The sequence below is a fragment of the Psychrobacter sp. UBA2769 genome, from assembly GCF_002352555.1.
Classification (GTDB): Bacteria; Pseudomonadota; Gammaproteobacteria; order Pseudomonadales; family Moraxellaceae; genus Psychrobacter; species Psychrobacter maritimus.
Window position 1 is genome coordinate 1 of sequence record NZ_DEIR01000014.1, and the last position, 21,326, is coordinate 21,326.

The following is a 21,326-nucleotide window of genomic DNA, read 5'->3' on the forward strand; positions in this document are numbered from 1 at the left end:
GCTCAAGCATTTTCGTAGTATCGCCACTCGCTATGAGAAGTTAGCTCGTAATTTTAAGTCAATGCTTTATCTGGCGTGTACTATCGTTCATTGTAAGATGAATTGAAGACACGCCCTAATAATCAAATTTTTTATTTTTTATAACAAGCATAGTTATTAAGGATTATTCATGAGTAAGCTGCAAGCACCCTTTACCCCGCTCAATATCGCCATCTTAACGGTTTCTGACAGTCGTACTCTTGCAGAAGATACCTCAGGGCAATATTTGGTTGACCAATTGACCGCAGCAGGCCACCAACTGGCGGATCGTCAGTTGATTATTGATGATATTTATAAAATCAGAGCCGTCATTAGTGGTTGGATTGCCGACCCAGATGTGCACGCCATTATTACCACTGGTGGTACGGGTTTCTATATCAGAGACAGTATGCCTGAAGCAGTCGGCGTATTATTTGATAAATCGGTTGATGGTTTTGGCGAAATGTTCCGCTTAATCTCAAAAGACGATATCGGTATGTCTACCATCCAATCTCGCGCCGTTGCTGGTATGGCAAACGGTACGGGCATTTTTTGCCTGCCCGGTTCGTCAGGTGCTTGCCGCACTGCGTGGGAAGGTATCTTACAAGAGCAGCTCGATAGCCGCACGCGTCCTTGTAACTTTGTGCCGCACTTTATGCGTACCAACCCAGGTCACGATTGATTGATGCTGCAAGTTGCAGACAGCTCAACCCAAGCAGATGAACTCAGCTGCTTAGCCGGTATCGTTATTTTAGCAGGCGGCGCCTCCAAACGTATGGGGTCGCCAAAAGCTGAGCTTATCTTGCCAACAAGCGATTGAATTATTAAGTCTTCTCTAAACTGACTCCTCTATTTACGCTGGAACATTATTTAAATGGTGCTAGTTTGTTTGTATGCTGCACTGAGCTATGCTGAAGAAACCGTAGAGGTAAACTTGGTAAACTAAGCGTATTAATCGGAGCTTACCAGAAACAAGAAAACTACCTCCTAGAGCCGAATTTAAAGCTGAAGCTGTCAAGAAGGTTGCGGGAGGGTATAACTAGGACTAGCTGTCAATCAGTGCCCAAGCTTATAAAACAATCTCATAATTTGTACTACGCCCTGAAGCAGCGGACTTCTCTAACATTCCTTTTTCTATCAAATCATTGATATCTCGAAGTGCGGTATCAATCGAGCACTTATTAATAGTCGCCCATTTTTTAGTGGTCAACTTGCCGTAAAAGTCACTCATCAAACTATTAAGCATCTTAATCTGTCTATCATTTAACGCATGATGTCGATGCATCTGCCAAAAGCTGGCTTTATCCATAATTTTATCGGTGGTCGCTTGAGCTGCAAGTAAAGCGTCTTTCAGCGTTTCTAAAAACCAAACCAGCCACAAAGTAATATCGCGATCGCCTTTTTGTGTACGTTCCAACACCTTATAATAATCATTGCGCCGATTTAGAATTTGCGCGGACATACTATAAAAGCGCTGAGCGCTACCATCACTTTTTGCTAGCATTCGCTCCGTGATTGCTCTTGTCAGCCGTCCATTACCATCATCGAAAGGATGCAACGTCACAAACCATAAATGCGCGATACCCGCTTTAATGACCAAATCTAAATTATCTTGCTGGCTAGACGGCATATTAAGCCACTGTAAAAAAAGATCCAACTCATCAAAAATCCTGTCTGCATGAGGAGCAACAAAATGCACTCGCTCTCGGCCATAGCCTCCTGAAACTACTTGCATAGCGCCTTGACTATCATCCCGAAGCTTGCCAACTTTAATACGATAAAGCCCGCTATAGCCTTCTGGGAACAGCGCTCGATGCCAACCGAGCAAATCTTCTAACAATAAGGGCTTTTGATAGTGGAATGTTGCATCTAGCATCATCTCAACCACTGCATCAATTTCTCGTGAGGCTGCAGGCATATTATGGTCATCAACCCCTAAATGCCGAGCAACAGAGGATCTTACTTGATCTGTTTTTAAAATTTCACCTTCGATCTCAGATGTTTTAACGATTTCAAGAGTAACGGCGTCTAACTGAGCTTCAACATTTAAATCAAATCCTAGTGTCAGCAATTTTCCGAGAAGCTGACCTTGAAGCAATCGCACTTGGCTTACCAGCGGCAACAGTTTTTTATCTGACCATTGCCAATCTGTCCAATTGGGGTGTTCATGAATATAAGTAACGTGTTTCATAATAAGACCAAAACCTGCAGAAGTTAGAGGGCTATTCTCCTTATATTATGCAGAGATTAGACTTAATAAACAAGGAAAGTCATCGCCGAAATGATGAGTTAAACCTAGCCTTTTTAGTAAAAAGGACAGAAAAAGTGGAGAAAATATAGGTAATTAGCTCAAAAAACCGAGGGGGGAGTGGAGGTAAAAACACTATAATTTTATAGTGCCTATTTACGAAATAAATCTAATATGATTTTAAATAACTTTGCGTTTTCGTGAAGTTAAAAATCGCTGTAGGCATTATAAATAAAGGGATGTAATATAAGATACATTTATGGGTTTTGGTTGACCTACCTTGACATGGTAGAGGTCGCTAGTTCGAATCTAGTTACGCCTACCAGATTCGAAAGCCCCAATCTTTATGATTGGGGCTTTTTTTTATGCCTGTAATTTAATGCCTATAAAATATGGATGGTAGAAAAATAGAAAATTCGTATCCGTTAGACGCTCAAATTTTATAATTCGCCTGCCTCTCAAAATAAGGTTTTCAACTTTTTCTAAAAAAATCTATCTCAATTTAATCCGCACCATAACTCTGCCTTTTAAGATAAATGCTATTTCAGAAACAAACAAAGCTTAATGTCTGGGCAACATAGAAATGTTACTATGAGCTTTAAAGTTGAATAAATATGACGATAGCAATTATTTTGTTTGCATCGTTTGATAGTAGTCATTTTTAATCAAATACATTTATAACTAAAATAAAGCGGGGCAAGATATGGGATTGTTAGTCGACGGTCAGTGGCAAGATAAATGGTATGACACCAAGGCGAGCGAAGGACGCTTTGAGCGCGAAGATGCTGGTTTTAGAAGCTGGGTGACGGCTGATGGCAGCGCGGGCCCATCAGGTATCGGCGGCTTTAAAGCTGAGCCCAATCGTTACCATTTATATGTCTCGCTTGCCTGTCCTTGGGCGCATCGCACCACCATTTATCGCAAGCTAAAGGGCTTGGAGGACATGATTTCACTGTCTGTCGTGCATCCATTTATGGGCGATAAAGGTTGGACATTTGCAGAGGGCGCAGGCGTCATTGCTGATCCAATCGTCAAAGCAGACTATCTATATGAGGTTTATATTGCCGCGAAGCCTGATTATACGGGACGCGTGACAGTGCCAATATTATGGGATAAAGAAACCAATACCATCGTCAGTAATGAATCGTCTGAGATTATTCGGATGTTTAACTCAGCCTTTGACGAAGTAGGGGCAACAGCCATTAATTTTTTGCCAACAGAGTTGCTAGCAGAAATCGATACGGTTAATGAGTTTGTTTATTCAGCGGTGAATAACGGCGTTTATAAAGCAGGATTTGCCACGACCGAAGCCGCTTATAAAGAAGCGGTAGTAACCTTATTTGATGCGCTAGACACGTTAGAGGCGCGTCTAGCAGACCAGCGTTACTTACTAGGTAATACGATAACTGAGGCGGACTGGCGCTTATTTACCACGCTGGTGCGCTTTGATGCGGTATATGTTGGACACTTTAAATGTAATATTCGCCGCATTGTTGATTATCCCAACCTTTCGGGTTATCTGCGTGATTTATATCAGGTGCCCGGTATCGCAGAGACGGTAAGTATCGAGCATATTAAGGCGCATTATTACACCAGCCATGCCAATATCAATCCCACGCGTATTATCCCCGTCGGTCCGCTGCTTGACTTTAATGCAGCGCATGACCGTGCCCATTTATAAGTTTTATTGAGCTTTTAAAATAAGGCCAATAAAAAACCGCGTCAGCTAATACATAAGCTGGCGCGGTTTTTTTATATACAACGCAATTTAATGCATATTAAGCATTATTCAATTGACGAGCCGCTTCTAGGGCAAAATAAGTCAAAATTCCATCAGCGCCCGCACGGCGGAAACCTATCAAGGATTCTAAAATCACCGCATCGGTTAGCCAGCCATTTTGAATAGCAGCCATATGCATCGCATATTCGCCCGACACTTGATAAGCAAAGGTCGGTACGCCAAAGGTGTTTTTGACTTCGCGGATAAGGTCTAAATACGGCTGACCCGGTTTAATCATCACCATATCAGCGCCCTCGGCTATGTCCATGGCAACTTCGTGCAGTGCTTCGGCGCGATTACCAAAGTCCATCTGATACTGCTTTTTATGACCGCCTTTTAAGTTGCCTGCACTGCCGACGGCATCACGGAACGGACCGTAGTAAGCAGAGGCATATTTGGCAGAGTAGGACATGATAGCGGTATTGACAAAGCCTTCGGCTTCAAAGGCGTCACGCATGGCTTTGATGCGGCCATCCATCATATCACTTGGAGAGATGATATCAGCGCCAGCGCGAGCGTGGACGAGCGCTTGCTTGACCAATACTTCCACCGTTTCGTCATTGACCACATAGCCCCTGTCATCAAGCAATCCATCTTGACCATGTGAGGTATAAGGGTCTAGCGCCACATCGGTCATCACTACCATTTCTGGCACGGCATTTTTCACCGCTTTGACTGCACGTGCGCTAAGGCCGTTTTCATCATAAGCCGATTTGCCATCAGGCGTTTTTAATGAATTATCAATCACGGGGAAGATGTCAATTGTGGTGACGCCCTCCGCTAATAATTCTTTGGCATAATTAATCAGCAAATCAATCGATAAGCGTTCAACACCGGGCATACTAGCGATTGCTTCGCGCTTATTGTTGCCTTCTAAAACAAAAACAGGGGCGATAAAGTGCTTGGGATGCAGCTCAACTTCACGAATCATCGCGCGCACGTTGTCGTTATAACGCAAGCGACGTAGGCGAGTTTCAGGGAATTGACGGTTAAAAGTATAAGTCATGAGGTTTCCTTATTTGATTTTAAGCATGTGTTACTTATCAGCTTGATTAAATAAGCTGTTTTAATGCATGTTTTTTATAAAATTGGCACCGCTAAAGTGATAAAAGCGTCGTTAATATAATGTTCTATTATACCCAGCACTACTATAACGAATAATTACTATAACCAATAGTCGCTATCGAAAGCAAAAAGCCCTACCAAGTCGGTAGGGCTGATTGTACGTATCGACTGTCAATGTGAGGGTAGTGCCCTCACAATATCTTTTATGACTGTTTAAGGCTCAACAATCTGGGTAACAGGTACTTGCTCAACACTGGTGTCGCTAAAGGTCGTCTTTTCAGTGACCACACCTACCGCAGCGTCTGTTTTGCCATCATTATTGACATCAACCACAGCGGTCGGCTTAAAGGTTGCCTTTTCTGTTGGTTGCGCCTGCTTAATCGCTTGGGCTTCTTGTGCAGAAGCCACACGAGCTGAGCTAGCCGCATCGATAGCATCGACCGCTTTTGCTTTATTACTATTGGCAGGTAGATTGACCAATTGCACTAAGTTTTTATGCGGTACAGGAATCACCGTTGGCACGTCAAGGTTAGCGCCGCCACCTAAGACTTGATAAAGCTCGACTTGGCTAATGATTTTTTGTAGCTCTAAGTCCAAGATACCTTGCTGCGTTGAGAACAATGAGCGCTGCGCATCAAGCACGTCTAGATAGTTTGCAATACCGGCTTTAAAGCGTGCATCGGCAATCTGATAGGTTTGCTCAAAGTTATCTTGCAAGCGGTATTGCGCGGCGAGCTGATCACCCAATGTTGCGCGTGTTGCCAACACATCTGATACTTCGCGGAACGCGGTTTGGATAGATTTCTCGTAGCCAGCTAGCGTCTGTTCACGCTCAATTTTCGCCACGTCGTAATTGGCATCTAAGCGACCAGCATCAAAGATAGGCACGCTAATGCTTGGGCCAAATGACCAACCGACCGAGCCACTCTTAAACAGGTTATCTAAACTGCCGCTACTCAAACCTACGCTACTGGCTAGGCTGATAGACGGGAAGTAAGACGCGCGTGCTACTTCGATATTGGCACCAGCAGCTTTTAGATTGTATTCTGCTTGCAACACATCAGGACGATAGCGCAGCAACTCACTCGGTAAACCGGCGTTAAATATCTGCTGATTTGTGATATTACTGACCGCAGGCGTTGGAATAAGGTTGGTTGGAATCGGTCCACCTACCAAAAACTGCAAGGCATTACGCGCTTTTAAAATACTGCTTTGCGCCCGTAAGACAGCAAGTTTGGCATTTTCTAATGACGCACTGGCTTGCAAAGATGGCAGCTTAGGATCAATGCCTGCTTCAAAGCGTTTATCAGCAATAAATAGTGATTTCTCACGACTTTCAACCGTCGCCTCTGCCAGTTTTAATTGCGCTAAGCTATAGCTTAAGTTGGCATAGCTTTGAGCAATATTACTGATTAGGCTGATTTGAGTTGAATCTTTTGCCGCGGTAGTGGCCAAGAAATTCTGTAACGCTTGGTCTTTTAAGCTGGCAATTTTACCCCAAAAGTCTAACTCATAATTGGCAAGACCAAGATTGACGTTATAGGAGCTGTTGGGGTTTTTGTCAGTTCTGTTTTGCGCTTGGCGCGCGTAACCACCGCTACCATCAATTCTAGGTAGATCATTAAGATCGGTGATTTGATATTGCGCACGTGCTTTCTCAATTGCTAAGCGGGCGCTTTCAAAGTCTTTGTTGTTCTCTAAACCTAACGCAATCAGACCTTTTAGGCGCTCGTCGCTATAGAAATTCTGCCAGCGTTGACCGGCGATACTTGGCTGATCAGCGCTACTCACGGTTTCTTTATCAAACGCGCCATAAGTTTGTTCGATAGGTATATTCGGCTCAGCAAGGACAGGGCGCATATCCGCTTTTGGAATGGTATTACAAGCCGCCATGCTTAACGCTAAAGCGGTCAAGCCGATTAGACGACCGCCATTTTTGCGCAGTACTGCAAGCGCCGGTTGCGCAGTGGTAGCAATGTTTGCTACCGCTGCTGAGCTTAAGGTAATGTTTTTTTGAGCACTCATTGTGTATTATCTCCAAGGCTTACAGGCTGATAACTCTCAGAAGACATTGGGTCAGAAGGCGTGGGGTTTTGCGGGCCAGGTGTGCCGTCATTGCCATCATCTCTATCGTTTGGTTTGTTGTTCTCATATTTATGCGGGAACATACTACGTACCCAAATATAGAACATCGGAATAAAGAAGATACCTAAGATAGTTGCGGTGACAACACCACCAACCACACTAGTACCGATGGCGTTTTGACTGCCCGAGCCCGGACCTGTGGCGATGAATAATGGCACAACACCGAGTCCAAAGGCAAGTGAGGTCATAATAATCGGACGCAGACGTTGACGCGCCGCTGTCATGACCGCCTCTTTTAGGCTATAGCCTTCTTCTTGGTGTTCCTTTGCAAACTCAATAATCAAGATGGCGTTTTTGGCCGATAGACCAACTACCGTCAGTAGACCAACTTGCAAGTAAATATCGTTATTAAAGCCGCGTAGCCACGTAAATATCACCGCACCTAGTACCCCAAGTGGGATAACCAATAGGACAGAGAAGGGGATAGACCAGCTTTCATACAAGGCGGCTAGACATAAGAATACCACTAAGATTGACAGTGCATAAAGCATCGGCGCTTGGGCACCTGACTTTTGCTCTTCAAGTGACATACCTGTCCACTCATAGCCAACACCTTCAGGCATCTTCTCCATTATGGCTTCCATGGAGCTCATTGCTTCACCCGTACTTAAACCGGGCGCGGCACTACCTTGAATATTCATCGACGGTAAGCTGTTATAACGGGTCAGACGCGGAGAGCCTGATTGCCATTCGCTACTAGAGAAAGCATCGAATGAAATCATATCACCGCTATCGTTACGAACAAACCACTTACCGATATCATCAGGGTTGGTACGGCTGCTTGGCTCACCTTGGACAAACACACGCTTAATACGACCGCGGTCGACGAAGTCATTGATATAGCTTGAACCCCACGCGGTAGAGATGACGCTATTGATATTACCCAATGACAAACCATAAGCAGCAGCTTGTTCTTGGTTGATATTAATTTTTAACTGCGGTGCATCTTCTTGACCGTTTGGACGAACGCCTGCGACTTTGTCATTTTGCGCCGCCATACCGAGGAGCATGTTACGAGCTTCAAGTAGCCCATCATGCCCAAGGTTGCCGGTGTCCTGAATCATTAAATCAAAACCACTGGCGTTACCAAGTTCGGTAATCGCGGGCGGTACAATCGCAAATACTTGGGCTTCATTTAACTGGGTAAAGAAGTAACCCATGGCACGATCGGCCACCGCTTTTGCGGTGTTTTCTGCACCGGGACGATCAGCCCAGTCAGATAAACGTACGAATGCCAGTCCCATATTTTGCCCTTGTCCGGCAAAACTGAAACCTGCAATGGTAAAGACAGAGGCAATATTATCGCCTTCTTGGGTATCATAATAATTACTGACTTTATCGAGTACATCTTGCGTTTCATCCAGCGTCGCACCAGCAGGAAGCTGAACTAAGGTAAACATAATACCTTGGTCTTCTTCTGGTAAGAACGAGCCGGGGATACGTAAGAATACCACTGCCATAATACCGATGATGGCAGCATAGCCGATTAAGTATAACCATTTAAAGCGGAAGCTTTTACCAACCGAGTTTTCATAGCTACGGCTGACTTTATAAAAAGAGCGGTTAAACCAACCAAAGAAGCCTTTTTTCTCTTCTGTCGAGGCTTTGTCATGGCTTTTGCTACGTTTGAGCAAGGTCACACACAGAGCAGGGGTAAAGATAAGCGCGACCAATGCCGATAAGACCATGGCAGTAATCAAGGTGATTGAGAACTGACGATAAATCACACCAGTTGAACCACCAAAGAAGGCCATCGGTACGAATACCGCTGATAGAATCAAGGCAATACCGATAACGATTTTACTAATCTCGCGCATCGATTGTAGGGTAGCGTCTTTAATGGAGATATGAGGATCTTCCTCCAAAATACGCTCGACGTTTTCTACCACCACAATGGCGTCATCGACCAGTAGACCGATGGACAGTACCATGGCAAACATGGTTAGGACGTTGATACTAAAGCCTGCAATATAGAGTACCGCAAAGGTACCTAATAGAACCACAGGAACGGCAAGGGTCGGAATAATGGTCGCACGCCAGTTCTGTAAGAAAATGAACATGACGATAAATACCAAGACAATTGCTTCAATCAGCGTCTTGACCACTTGCTCGATAGACAAACGTACAAACGGCGTGGTGTCATAAGGGACTACTGATACCAGACCCGCTGGGAAGTTTGCTTCCAGCTCGGCCATACGTGCGCCAACCGCTTCGCGAGTTTCCAGCGCGTTTGCACCACCGGCCAATGAGATACCCAGACCGGCTGCTTCATTACCGTTATATAGTGAAATAACACTATAGTTTTCACTACCAATTTCAACTTTTGCAACATCACCTAAGCGAACTTTTGCGCCAGAGGTATCGGTTTTTAAGAGAATGTTTTCAAATTCTTCAGGGGTTTGTAGATAGCTTTGCACCGTCACGGTAGCGTTGATAACCTGTTGATCGGTATCAGCAGGCGCTTGTCCTAGCTGACCGGCAGACACTTGCGCGTTTTGCGAGCGTACAGCGTTCACCACATCAGATGGCACCATGTTATAGCTACGCAACAGAGAAGGGTCAAGCCAGATACGCATCGCATAAGCCGAACCAAACACCTGCACTTCACCCACACCTTCGACACGGCTCAACTGGTCAACAACGTTTGAGTTGATATAATCGGCGATATCTGCGCGATCCATGCTGCCGTCTTCAGAAATAAAACCTTGCACCATTAAAAAGCTGCTAGAGGATTTATTGACGTTGACGCCTTGACGCTGTACCGACTCAGGTAATGAGCTCATGGCGGCTTGAAGTTTATTCTGTACCTGTACCTGTGCGGTATCAGAATCAGTACCGTTTTCAAAGGTCAAGGTTACTGATGCGCCACCGTTTGAGGAACTCGACGATGACATATACATCAGACCGTCAAGACCTTTCATACGTTGTTCAATAATCTGCACAACGGAATCTTCAACAGTTTGAGCGTTAGCACCAGGATAGCTTGCGCTAACCGAAATCGTTGGTGGTGCAATACGTGGATACTGCTCAATCGGCAAATTAATGACCGATATCACCCCGATGAGCATGACCAAAATAGCCATCACCCATGCAAAAATAGGGCGATTAATAAAAAAACGTGACATAGTATATCCCTAGTCTTCCTATCTTTGAATGGAATTAGTTAGCGGTAGATTCTGCAGGTTTTTTAGCAGCGGCATCTTTACTAGCTGGCTTATCCATCGCTTTTGCAGCTTGCTGCGGCGTTTGGGCAGCAGGTGCACCTGGCTTAGCAGGCGCTGCATTGGCATCTGGTAATGGTTTGGCGACCACCTCTTGCTCAGGCTTCACTTTTGCACCGCCAATAACCACCACTTTATCCCCTGCTTGTAGGCCGTCTGTGACCACCCATTGCCCTTTATAGGCACCATTAATAGTGACAGGACGTACTTGGATTTTGTTATTCTCATCAACGATATAAACTTGCGTTTCACTTTTCGGTGTCCGCATGACGGCGCTTTGTGGTACCAAAGCGGCGTTAGTGATGACGCTTTGGGTTAAGCGCGCACTGACATACATACCAGGCAACAAGATATTGTTTTTATTAGGGAAGACCGCACGTAAGGTCACCGCACCGGTTGATTCATCAACTTTTGCTTCAGATAAAGCAAGCTCACCGCGTACGGGATAAGTTGAGCCATCTTCTAACACCAATTCAACCGAGTTCATGCCTGCTTGTGCTTTACCGGCAGAGATTTGCTGGCGTAACTTAAGCAATTCAGATGAAGACTGGCTGATATCGACATAGATAGGATCTAGGCGTGAGATAGTCACTAAAGGATCAGGTTGACCGGCGCTAACCAACGTACCGGCAGTCACGCTAGAGCGGTCAGTACGACCTGAGAGCGGCGCACGTACGATAGTACGGTTTAAATCCAGAGTGCTGGCTTGTAAACCTGCCTTGGCAGTTTGGATGCCCGCTTTCGCACTCTCGATACCTGCTTCCGTTTGTCCGATAGCCGCACGCGCACTTTCGACTGCCGCTTGGGCGGTACGAACTTGGGTGACAGCTTGGTCATATTGCTGCTTTGAGATAGCATCAATTTCGATCAAACCTTGCAAGCGTTGTAAATCATTTTGCGCTTGTGATAATGATGCTTGGCGGCTGACCAATTCAGCTTTAGCATTGGCATTGTTTGCCACCGCTGTCTGATAGTTGGCTTGAGCCTGCTGAATAGCCGCCTGCCCACTGGTAATAGACGTCGCGTAGTTATCAGTATTGATACGATATAAAGGTTGGTCTTTTTTGACGTTGCTGCCCTCACGGAACAACACCTCGTCAATAATGCCATTAACCTGTGGGCGAACGTCTGCGGTTTGATAAGCCGCGGTACGTCCAGCAAAGGTCTGTACTTGGGGTACGGTATCTAGAGTGACAGTCTGAACGTTGACGACAGCAGGTGGCATTTGCTGCTGTGCGGCTGCGTCACCAGCTGCGTCCTCGTTTTTGTCACAGCCAACCAGTACAGCTCCAGATAGTACAGATGCTATTACAAGCGCAAGAGTAGAGTGCTTCATCAATGTCCTCGGCAATATAAATATCATATAATAAATAATTACAGTATTAAAAGTTTAGGGGTAAATCTTAACGTGGTAGATATGAAAAGTAATATGCATTTACCGTTGCCAATATATTAATCGCTAAACGCGTAACAATCGGATAAGCAGATTTAATTTAATGAATGATTATAAACTATAGGGTATACCCTACAGTCAAGGTGTAAAAAACCGTTTTTGCGTCTCACAATTGTCTTCTAGCTCAATAAATGCCTAACAGCCATTGATAATACAAGCATAGCGTTAAAAATACCTTGTAAAATTCGTAATGAATGCTGAACTAGAATATTGTTAATTTTTGTTTTTTTAAATGAGATTCAGAGATAGTAGCAAGAAAGCTGTATAAAAATACAGTAGAAAACAAAGGAGACAGAAAAATTCTGTATTAGCAATACTTAAGTGTGAACGCTAAAATATGGAGGCAAAACGTATGCGCTTAAGTCAGTGTTTGGTATGAGTAATGAGGAGGCTGCTAGTATCATAGCCAAACTCTCCTCATCTTTTATGTCTTATTATTATAAAGTCAGGCTTAACTTAACTTTTAATAAATAAAGTGGTCTTTATCTGATATATTGAAATCTTGGTATATGAAAAATATATAAAAAGTCCAATATATAAGATAAATAAATAGCCTTTATACTAAACGCGCGCTGGCAAGTTCCGTCAATTGATATAACCCTTGGCGGTAGCGATTATCAGGTAAGCTGCTAAGCGCTTGCTGGGCAAGTTTGGTCTCTTCTAATGCGCGCTGCTTACAGTATTCAAGCGAGCCTGAATGACGTACCAGCTCGATAAGCTGCTCAGCATTTGGTGTCTTACCGGTTTGCACGGCGATACGTAACTGCTCATAGCCTGCGGTATCGCTGTCTTTTAATAGCTCAAGCGCTTTAATGGTTGGCAGCGTTGGTTTACCTTCCGCCAAATCGTCACCGAGATTTTTGCCCATCAGCTCGCTATCGCCACTATAATCGAGCACGTCATCAACGATTTGAAAGGCATTACCGAAATGCTGACCGAAATCAGCCAATGCTTGCAGGTGCTCAGTTTTATTTTGCAAAATAGCCGCGCCTTGGGTCGCCATCATAAATAAGCGCGATGTCTTTCCATCGATGATGTTTAGATAATCGGCTTCAGTGGCTTCAGGATTGTGCTGATGCTGTAGCTGTAACACTTCGCCCTCGGCGATATCACAGGTACCATCTGAGAACACTTGCAATAGTGGTAAGCTCTGAAACCCAACCAGTAAGTTAAAGGCGCGAGCAATCAGATAGTCACCGACCAACACTGCGGTGGCATTATCCCAAGTGGCGTTTGCGGTTGGCTTACCACGGCGCTGACCTGATTCGTCAATCACATCATCATGGACTAAGGTTGCGGTATGCAGCATCTCAGTAATCGCCGCCAAATGCATCGCTTGCTGTGACGGCTCATCATTAAACATCCGCGCGCATAACAAGGTAATGAGCGGGCGCATACGTTTACCGCCAGCATTAATCACATGCTGCGAGACGCTCATGACCAGTTGAACTTTGGAATTCAAACTGCCAAAAACTTGCTTGTCCATAATGTCAAAATCATCAGCAACGATGCTTTGAATATCGGCATAGCTTAGGGTGTCAGCATGGTTTGGTTCAGCATTGCTTGGCGTGCTTGCTAACTTAGTTAAGGGTGTGGTTGATGCTGTAGCGGCGTTAGATAAAGAGTTACTGGTCATAATGAGTCGTCATACCAATGAAAATAAAAGAGGGTTTGAATAGCGGTCTATCTATTTATAGTAAGTGCTTATTGCAAGTATTGATAGTAAGGCTATCGTTTGACGCATAATAGCATAGCTATCTGGGTCAATTGTTGATTTAAGTATAGCAGAATGCAGGGCTGTCTTTATATTTAGCCGTCTGTTTAGCCCTATATTTTGATATATTGGTCGTCTAATTAAACAATAATAGATGGATGTTTATTAAGCTAATTAGTATATAGACTAGGGTCTATTCACCCGCATTGGGTAATAATAAGCCAATATTTACAAAAAACTGTAAGTAACTGATTAGATAAGTTATAATAGCCGCTGTTGGATTTTAACCAATGATGGTTTGATCTCTTATACTTGAATAAAGATAGTGGTCTTAACAGCGGTGGTTTATACCCTTGTTAATCAATCACATCATTTTTATATATAAGTATAGACAAACATTTGAGCCAGTATTATTGGTATTACCACCTGAGTAAAACAAGAGATGCGGCTTGCTTTTATGAGCAAAAAGCCGTAAAATCTTGCCTTTAATTTTTCCCTGTCGTGTTCGTCGTAAAAGCGTTGGTATGATATCAGCCACGGCACACGGGTTAAACGGAGTCATACAATGTACGCAGTAATCAAAACTGGTGGTAAACAGCACCGTGTAGTCGTCGATGAATTGCTTAAAGTTGAACTACTAAAAGCAGAAAAAGGCGAAACAATCAAATTTGAAGACGTGTTGATGGTTGTTGACGGCGAAACTGTCAAAATCGGTCAGCCTGTCGTTGAAGGCGCTAGCGTAGAAGTTGAAGTGGTTGAACATGGTCGCGGCGAAAAAATCCGTATCATCAAACACAACCGTCGTAAGCATTATCACAAAGAGCAAGGTCACCGCCAATGGTATACCTTGTTAAAAATCAAAGCTATTAATGCCTAATTATTCACTTAGCAATTACTGCTAAATAGCGCACTAAATGCTTAAGAGTTGTCGCATTAGCGATAAGTCACATTAACAAGGAGATTTTCTCATGGCACATAAAAAAGCTGCCGGTTCGAGCCGTAACGGTCGTGATTCAAACCCAAAAATGCTAGGCGTTAAAATCTTTGGTGGCCAAGCTATCACAGCTGGTAACATCATCGTTCGTCAACGTGGTACAGAATTCCACGCAGGCGAAGGCGTTGGCATGGGTCGTGACCATACTTTATTTGCACTAAATGACGGTGTGGTAAAGTTTGCGACCAAAGGTAAATTCAACCGTCGTTATGTTATGGTTGAAAGCGCATAATTGCCCATCTGGGTTATTTTAATCGAAGATTAAAATAGCTTGATGACTAAAAAAAGCCCTTATTACCGTTTGGTAGTAAGGGTTTTTTTATGGTGCTGGTTCTTTAGTAAAAGCAGATTATCAAAAGCAAATGATTATAAATAGTAGGTCATAACATTATCAATAGCTCGCAAACTGCTTTTAAATAACCCTAATTTATATATAAAACAGACAACAAATAGCAGTGAATGCTATGTAACGCTACTGGTTACAAGCGTGTATGGCAGCGGTAGTAATGATTGCAAATCATGACTAGGCGCGTAATAAAAAAACTGGCACACTGTCTGCATTGTTTAATCACGTCAGTTTAAGTTTATTGATTCTGGACTGACTATCGTGAGATAAGCACTTATTGAAAACAAAAATTTTAATTAAAACGTTTTATCTTTATGCTATTTTGCATTTAAAAGAGGATTTATAATGACTTTATTAACAAACAAAACAACCTTAAAACAAAAAGTAATGAGCGGTGCTTTAGCGGGTGTATTGATGACCTCACTTGGTGTTGCCGCGCCGATGATGGCTTTAACGCAATCGGCAACGGCTGCTCCGGCTGATAATCTGACTGCCGCCAAACGCTTAAACAAATTATTAAGTAATACCAAAAGTATGACCGCTAACTTTAGCCAAACCACCAAAGGCGCAAATAGTGGTACCTTTACGGGTACGATGAGTGTGCAGCGTCCAAATAACTTCCGCTGGGAAACCAAGTCGCCGTCAGAGCAGCTGATTGTGGCAAATGGCAGCTCGATGTGGGTTTATGATAAGGATTTGGAGCAAGCGACCAAGCAAAATGTCGATAGCCAAGTGGGTAATACCCCAGCGTTATTGTTGTCAGGTGATCCAAGCAAAATTGATAAGAACTTTAAAATCACTCAGCCATACGCCAATAAAAACTACTATGTATTATATCCAAAGTCAGAGAGTGCCAGCTTTAAGAGCTTATCGATGAGCTTTAGCGGTGGTAAGCCTGTGATGATGGTATTGAATGATAGTTTAGGACAAACCACGACGATTAAGTTTAGTGGTATCAAAATGAACCCAAGTATCGGTAGCAGTCAGTTTAAATTTACGCCACCAAAGGGCGTTGATATTATTAATCAATAATTATTAATCAATAATTATTAATCAATAATTATTAATCAATAATCAGTACTGTGAATCTAACCGTACTTATTTAAAAAAACTGGTTTAAAAATTTGCTTTAAAAACTGGTTTCAAAAAAAGGACAAGCCTATTCGGTTTGTCCTTTTTTATGGGAGTAAGAATAATGTGCAGGTCTTATTTTAAGCTAACTAATAGAATGCTTTGATGCTAACTAAGAGTTTTGATGCTGAATAGGAGAATGCTTTGATGCTAAGACAGCGCTTTAATAGCTTCCATATCTGGCAATGCGGGCAGCTCATCTAAATTGGTCAATCCAAACGCATCTAAAAATTGCGGCGTGGTATGTAGCAGTGCAGGGCGGCCCAAGGTTTCTTTGTAACCTTTCTCTTCAATCCAACCTTTATCAAATAATTGGCGCAGTATGTTACTCGATAGCGTCACACCGCGCACGTGCTCGATGCCACCGCGTGTCACCGGCTGCTTATAGGCGATGACACTCAACGTTTCAAGCAGGGCTTGGCTGAGGCGTTCTTGTCGCTGCGGGAATACACGCTGAATTAACGGACTATAGCTATCTGCTATTTGTAGCCGATAACCACTGGCCGTCTCATGTAAGGTCAGTACACCAGAATCTAGACGCTGTTGTAATATCTCCAACGCTCGCGCAAGCTCTTTAGTATTTAACGATAACTGCTTCTTTAGCACATTGGCAGTAAGGGGCGCTTCAGAGGCGTGCAGGAGCACCTCGATATGTTTGCTCATCTCATCTAAGTGTCGCTGCTGCGTATCTGTCATTGCACATATTCTCTATTAAAGGCCATTAAGCATTAAGCCAGCCACTGTAACGTTAATTGTCCTATGTGGCTGTTTGCTGCAAACTCATCGTCAGCAGCAGTATCGTGACCTTTTAAATCAGCGTTTATAACACCAACCAACTGCCGTTTCATTAGCTCTAACACTGCGACAAAGCTAACCACCACACCTATCTTACCTTGAGTTTTATCCAATAGCTCATAAAACGAGTGCGCGCCATCCGTGCTTAGCTGCCTGCTAATACTGGCAATACGGTCAGAAAGGGGTATGGCATCAACTTTGATAGTATGCATCTGATAGTCGGGCTGCAGTTGCATTTTAAATAAGCTATCAATCAAAAGGTTCGGCGAGTAACTGGGTAATTCCGCATTCATAACGTCTTGACTGGGCATACTGACCATCGCTAAAAACACATCGCGCTCAAGACGTACCAGATTGTCCAAACGCTGACTGGCCAGTTTAATTTGCGCATATTCTTCAAGGCGCTCAATCAGCTCAGCTTTTGGATCACGCTCATCGCTCGGCGTTTCGGGCTTTGGTAGTAGCAGCTCGGTTTTAATCGCAATCAAGGTTGATGCCATCAGCAGATAGTCACCGGCCAATTCAAAATGTTCGGTATCCAGCTCATTGATATAAGCCAAATACTGCTCCGTAATTGGCAATATCGGCATTTGGGTCAGATCAACGTTGTTTTTTTTGACCAGATATAATAAAAAATCTAATGGTCCTGCAAACTGCTCTAACCAAATGGCAAACGCTTGCGGCGGCACATATAAATCTTCTGGTAGATGCTGCACTGGCGTCTGATAAATGCGCAGCGCCATATCATTAACAACTAAATGGTCGTGTTGGCCATCATGCTCGCCATTGCTATCTATAAGCTCAGAGTTTTGATACGCGCCTACAAGAGAAGCGGCTTTTGTTAAAGCCGCTGGTTGATTTGTTAGCTCAGTCTGCACGCTTAGCATCCGCTTTGATTACGATAAGTTAAAGCAGTCAAAGACTTACTTAAGCTTAGCAAGTGGACGGATACCAATGGCACGACGAGTCTTATCTAGTTGCTTACGACTATGGCGTCGCGCTTTTTCTGCGCCCATTTGTAAGATTTCTTCCAGCTCTTTTGGATTTGCCATAAGCTCTTCATAACGCGCGCGGAATGGAGCAATCTCGCTATTGATTTTGTCAAACAGGGCTTGCTTGGCATCACCCCAGCCAATACCTGCGGCATACTGCGCCCGCATATCTGCAATCTCGGTAGGCGTCGCAAAAGCTTTATAAATCTCGAAAATAGCTGAATCATCAGGGTCTTTTGGCTCAGCCGGTAACTGCGAGTTGGTCACAATTTTCATGATGGCTTTATGCATCTGCTTTTCGGCGCTGACTTGCGGATTAGAATCACCAAATAATGGGATGGTATTGCCATAGCTCTTGCTCATTTTGCGTCCATCAAGACCCGTCAGTAGTGGGATATCGTCATCTACAACCGCAGATGGGAGCGTAAATAAAGCCTTATAGCGATGGTTAAAGGTGCCTGCAATATCACGTGCCATCTCGACATGCTGAATCTGGTCTCGACCAACAGGCACATGCGTGGCGTTGAACATCAAAATATCGGCTGCCATCAGCACAGGGTAGCCAAATAAACCCATATTGATACCTTGGTCAGGATCGACATCTTCTTTTTGCATATTGATGTCGACTGCCGCTTTATAAGCATGCGCCCGGTTCATCAAACCTTTGGCGCATGAGCAGTTTAAAATCCAGGCAAGCTCTGGTATTTCGGGCACATCTGATTGACGGTAAAAGGTCACACGCTCAGGGTCAAGACCACAGGCAATCCAAGTCGCTGCAATGGCTTTGGTCGATTCATGAATAATAGCAGGGTCATAACAGCCGATAATGCCATGGTAATCTGCCAAAAAGAAAAACGCTTCGTCGTCACTGTTTTGGATAGACTGAATCGCTGGACGAATCGCGCCAACGTAATTGCCTAAATGTAAAGTGCCAGTCGGTTTGATGCCGGTTAGGATACGTTTACTTTCTATTTTAGCTGCGTCTGTAACTGCGTCAGTTTGGGTGCTCATGAAAAATCCATTGTTTTGTTTCTCACGTTATTATTGATATCAGTGAGTTATTGGTGTAAATGAGTTATTAATATAACTAAGTTAATAATATAAATGATATGCAGAATAAAAATATCAGCTGCAAAGTATAGCAAATTTCGTCGCGATGTTATTGCCAAAAAAGGCTACCGATAGATATCAGTACGACCATTAGGGCCGTTTTTAAAGCGGCGATGAAACCACATCCACTGGGTCGGATCGATACGAATCAATCCTTCTAGCACTTCATTAACGCGCGTTGCATCGGCAATCTCGTCATCACTTGGATAATTATCAAGCTCTGGCGTAATGGTTAAATGATAATGCGGACGTTTGCCCTTTGGTAGGCTATCTGGCGTTTGCCGATAGGTATGCAGTGCCATAAGTGCAGGCGGATGCTGTTTGTCGCCCAGTTTGGCCATACGCCGTGAGGCGGTAATAGTCGCTGCTGGCACACCAAAAAATGGTGCCATGACGCCTTGTTTTAATCCGTAATCTTGGTCAGGTGAGTACCAAATCACGTGGCCTGCTTTAATCGACTCAACAAAGCTACGCATATCCCTACTAGCTATTTGCTTACTTAATATATTGGTGCGTCCATTATAGATAAACCAATCGAGCAAAGCGTTATTCTGCGGACGATACATGCCATCCAAAGGGAAAAACTGCGTACATAGCATACCGCCAAGATCGAGCATCGTATAATGTGCCCCGAGCAAAATCACAGGACGACCTTGGTTTTGGGCATTAACTAAGTGCTGTAAGCCTGAGATAGAAACCGTACGCGTGAAAATGTTGGGACGAAACCAAGCGCATAGCGTTTCAAACACCCCAATACCTTGATTGACAAAAACTTGCTTTGCCATCAGCTCGTGCTCAGCTTCGGGCTTTTCTGGAAAGGCCAATCTTAGGTTAATCAAGGTATCACGTCTGCGTGAGCTTGCTACTTTGTAGATTAAAATACCCAGCTTACGACCTAGCCAAAACTGCCAACGTAATGGCAGATATATCATCGGTAGAAAGATCGCCAAGACTAGCCAAATACCCCAATATTTAGGCAATAAAAACTGCCATTGAAAGGGTTTCTTATCCACTTGCGCCGTTTGCTTATGCGTTTGCGTAATCGTTGGCGTGCCGATAGGGATAGCAGGTGACTTAGCCATTTTGCTATGTTTATTGTTATGCTCACCCGCCGTCGGTGTTGGCATATCGGTTCTTGCGGGCTTACTAGGGTCGTATTGTTCGGGGGCTTTCATAATGAGGACAAGGTAATAAAAGTTATGATTATGATGAGGCAGTGAGCGCGGCTTTGCAAGGTGATTTATGCACAAAAACTGGCACAGGTAAAAACCATCATTCAAAAATCCTCCCTAAAAACTGTCGTTAAAAAAGCATGGCTAAAAATAATCGCTAAAAGCCAGCCATAAAAAAACCTTATAAGCTATGACCAGCTTATAAGGTTTTGCAAATCTATTCTTTTGCTTAATACTGCTATAACGACTCTGAGATAAAGACGGAAGCAGTAAAAAGCAAAGAGATAGCTTTGATTAACGTTTCGAGAATTGTGGACGTTTACGTGCTTTACGTAGACCCAATTTCTTACGTTCAACTTGACGTGAGTCACGAGTAACAAAACCAGCTGCTTTTAGAGCAGGTTTGTTAGACTCATCAAGCTCAATCAATGCACGCGTGATGCCGTGACGGATTGCGCCAGCTTGACCACTAATACCGCCACCTTTTACAGTGATGTAAAGGTCATAAGCAGTAGGGGTGTCAAGTAATTCTAAAGGCTGACGAACAACCATGCGCGACGTTTCGCGGCTGAAATACTCATCAAGTGGTTTGCCGTTAACAACGATAGCACCAGTACCTTTAGCTAAAAAGACACGAGCGGTAGAAGTTTTGCGACGACCAGTTCCGTAATTGCGTTCCATAAGTATATCCTTAGATGTCTAGTTCTTTAGGTTGCTGAGCTTCATGTGGATGTTCGGTACCCGCATATAGTTTCAGCTTTTTGATCATCGCGTAGCCAAGAGGACCTTTTGGAAGCATACCCTTAACCGCTTTGTGTAGAACATCTTCAGGCTTATGTGCAATCAGCTTGGTGAAGTTGGTTTCTTTAATACCGCCTGGGTAACCACTGTGACGATAGTACTTTTTATCTTGTGCTTTTTTACCCGTTACCGCGATTTTCTCTGCGTTGATAACAACGATAAAATCACCAGTATCTACGTGAGGCGTATAACAAGTCTTATGTTTGCCACGTAAGCGTGTAGCGATTTGAGTAGCTAGGCGACCAAGGGTTTTGCCGTCAGCATCTACGACATACCAGTCATGGGTCACTTCAGCTGGTTTTGCACTAAGTGTTTTCATGATAAAACCTTAAAATTAGAAT

The 21,326-nt window shown here is 43.8% G+C and carries 18 protein-coding genes and 1 pseudogene; 7 read left to right on the forward strand and 12 right to left on the reverse strand.

Annotation, left to right across the window (positions count from 1 at the left end; translation table 11 throughout):
• The 3 genes and pseudogenes from B3Q63_RS05660 to B3Q63_RS05670 form a co-directional block, all read left to right on the forward strand.
• Positions 1-106: pseudogene (locus B3Q63_RS05660) on the forward strand (IS5/IS1182 family transposase); the annotation flags it as partial.
• A 63-nt stretch (positions 107-169) separates the two neighbouring features.
• Complete coding sequence (gene moaB, locus B3Q63_RS05665) at positions 170-700, forward strand: molybdenum cofactor biosynthesis protein B (protein ID WP_089555991.1); 531 nt, start codon at positions 170-172, stop codon at positions 698-700.
• Positions 701-703: 3 nt separating this feature from the next.
• Positions 704-838 (forward strand): hypothetical protein, encoded by a 135-nt coding sequence (locus tag B3Q63_RS05670; RefSeq protein ID WP_349676422.1) that lies wholly within the window; start codon positions 704-706, stop codon positions 836-838.
• Between the two features lie 249 nt (positions 839-1,087).
• On the opposite strand, the gene B3Q63_RS05675 is transcribed toward B3Q63_RS05670, so the two are convergent.
• Positions 1,088-2,209: a Fic family protein gene (locus tag B3Q63_RS05675; protein ID WP_102076935.1), complete on the reverse strand. Its 1,122-nt coding sequence runs from the start codon at positions 2,207-2,209 to the stop codon at positions 1,088-1,090.
• A 760-nt stretch (positions 2,210-2,969) separates the two neighbouring features.
• Between B3Q63_RS05675 and B3Q63_RS05680 the strand changes: the two genes are divergently transcribed.
• A complete protein-coding gene (locus B3Q63_RS05680; protein ID WP_296174751.1) occupies positions 2,970-3,947 on the forward strand; it encodes a glutathione S-transferase family protein in 978 nt (325 codons plus the stop codon).
• Positions 3,948-4,044: 97 nt separating this feature from the next.
• Here B3Q63_RS05680 and hemB read toward each other — a convergent pair whose 3' ends face one another.
• The 5 genes from hemB to B3Q63_RS05705 form a co-directional block, all read right to left on the reverse strand.
• Entirely contained in the window at positions 4,045-5,052 is a 1,008-nt protein-coding gene (gene hemB / locus B3Q63_RS05685) for a porphobilinogen synthase (protein ID WP_296174753.1), read from the reverse strand.
• A gap of 272 nt (positions 5,053-5,324) precedes the next feature.
• Positions 5,325-7,136, reverse strand: a complete 1,812-nt coding sequence (locus B3Q63_RS05690) for an efflux transporter outer membrane subunit (RefSeq protein WP_296174755.1) — start codon at positions 7,134-7,136, stop codon at positions 5,325-5,327.
• Entirely contained in the window at positions 7,133-10,381 is a 3,249-nt protein-coding gene (locus tag B3Q63_RS05695; protein ID WP_296174757.1) for an efflux RND transporter permease subunit, read from the reverse strand. Before B3Q63_RS05695 ends, B3Q63_RS05690 begins: the two co-directional genes overlap by 4 nt.
• A 34-nt stretch (positions 10,382-10,415) precedes the next feature.
• On the reverse strand, positions 10,416-11,813 hold the full coding sequence (locus tag B3Q63_RS05700; protein WP_296174760.1) for an efflux RND transporter periplasmic adaptor subunit: 1,398 nt from the start codon (positions 11,811-11,813) through the stop codon (positions 10,416-10,418).
• 673 nt (positions 11,814-12,486) lie between these two features.
• The gene (locus tag B3Q63_RS05705) at positions 12,487-13,416 is read right to left on the reverse strand and encodes a polyprenyl synthetase family protein (protein ID WP_201619809.1); all 930 of its coding nucleotides are present in this window, start codon (positions 13,414-13,416) and stop codon (positions 12,487-12,489) included.
• A gap of 793 nt (positions 13,417-14,209) precedes the next feature.
• On the opposite strand from B3Q63_RS05705, the gene rplU reads away from it, so the two are divergent.
• The 3 genes from rplU to lolA all read left to right on the forward strand — a co-directional run bounded on the left by rplU (position 14,210) and on the right by lolA (position 16,016).
• Positions 14,210-14,521, forward strand: a complete 312-nt coding sequence (gene rplU / locus B3Q63_RS05710) for a 50S ribosomal protein L21 (protein WP_144297745.1) — start codon at positions 14,210-14,212, stop codon at positions 14,519-14,521.
• A 91-nt stretch (positions 14,522-14,612) separates the two neighbouring features.
• Complete coding sequence (gene rpmA, locus B3Q63_RS05715) at positions 14,613-14,870, forward strand: 50S ribosomal protein L27 (RefSeq protein ID WP_055123782.1); 258 nt, start codon at positions 14,613-14,615, stop codon at positions 14,868-14,870.
• 459 nt (positions 14,871-15,329) lie between these two features.
• Complete coding sequence (gene lolA / locus B3Q63_RS05720) at positions 15,330-16,016, forward strand: outer membrane lipoprotein chaperone LolA (RefSeq protein ID WP_201565200.1); 687 nt, start codon at positions 15,330-15,332, stop codon at positions 16,014-16,016.
• A 249-nt stretch (positions 16,017-16,265) separates the two neighbouring features.
• Here the strand turns inward: lolA and scpB are convergent, their stop codons facing one another.
• From scpB to rplM, 6 genes are all read right to left on the reverse strand, one after another.
• Positions 16,266-16,811: an SMC-Scp complex subunit ScpB gene (gene scpB, locus B3Q63_RS05725; protein WP_296174767.1), complete on the reverse strand. Its 546-nt coding sequence runs from the start codon at positions 16,809-16,811 to the stop codon at positions 16,266-16,268.
• 32 nt (positions 16,812-16,843) lie between these two features.
• Positions 16,844-17,653 carry a segregation and condensation protein A gene (locus tag B3Q63_RS05730; protein ID WP_296175133.1) on the reverse strand — a complete coding sequence of 270 codons (810 nt, stop codon included), beginning with the start codon at positions 17,651-17,653 and terminating at the stop codon, positions 16,844-16,846.
• A gap of 180 nt (positions 17,654-17,833) precedes the next feature.
• Positions 17,834-18,913, reverse strand: coding sequence for a tryptophan--tRNA ligase (locus B3Q63_RS05735; RefSeq protein WP_201619751.1), 1,080 nt, complete (start codon positions 18,911-18,913; stop codon positions 17,834-17,836).
• A 164-nt stretch (positions 18,914-19,077) separates the two neighbouring features.
• A complete protein-coding gene (locus B3Q63_RS05740) occupies positions 19,078-20,187 on the reverse strand; it encodes a lipid A biosynthesis acyltransferase (RefSeq protein WP_296174770.1) in 1,110 nt (369 codons plus the stop codon).
• 291 nt (positions 20,188-20,478) lie between these two features.
• Positions 20,479-20,865: a 30S ribosomal protein S9 gene (gene rpsI, locus B3Q63_RS05745; protein WP_183620735.1), complete on the reverse strand. Its 387-nt coding sequence runs from the start codon at positions 20,863-20,865 to the stop codon at positions 20,479-20,481.
• A gap of 10 nt (positions 20,866-20,875) precedes the next feature.
• Positions 20,876-21,304 carry a 50S ribosomal protein L13 gene (gene rplM, locus B3Q63_RS05750; RefSeq protein ID WP_183620736.1) on the reverse strand — a complete coding sequence of 143 codons (429 nt, stop codon included), beginning with the start codon at positions 21,302-21,304 and terminating at the stop codon, positions 20,876-20,878.
• Between the last annotated feature and the right edge of the window lie 22 nt (positions 21,305-21,326).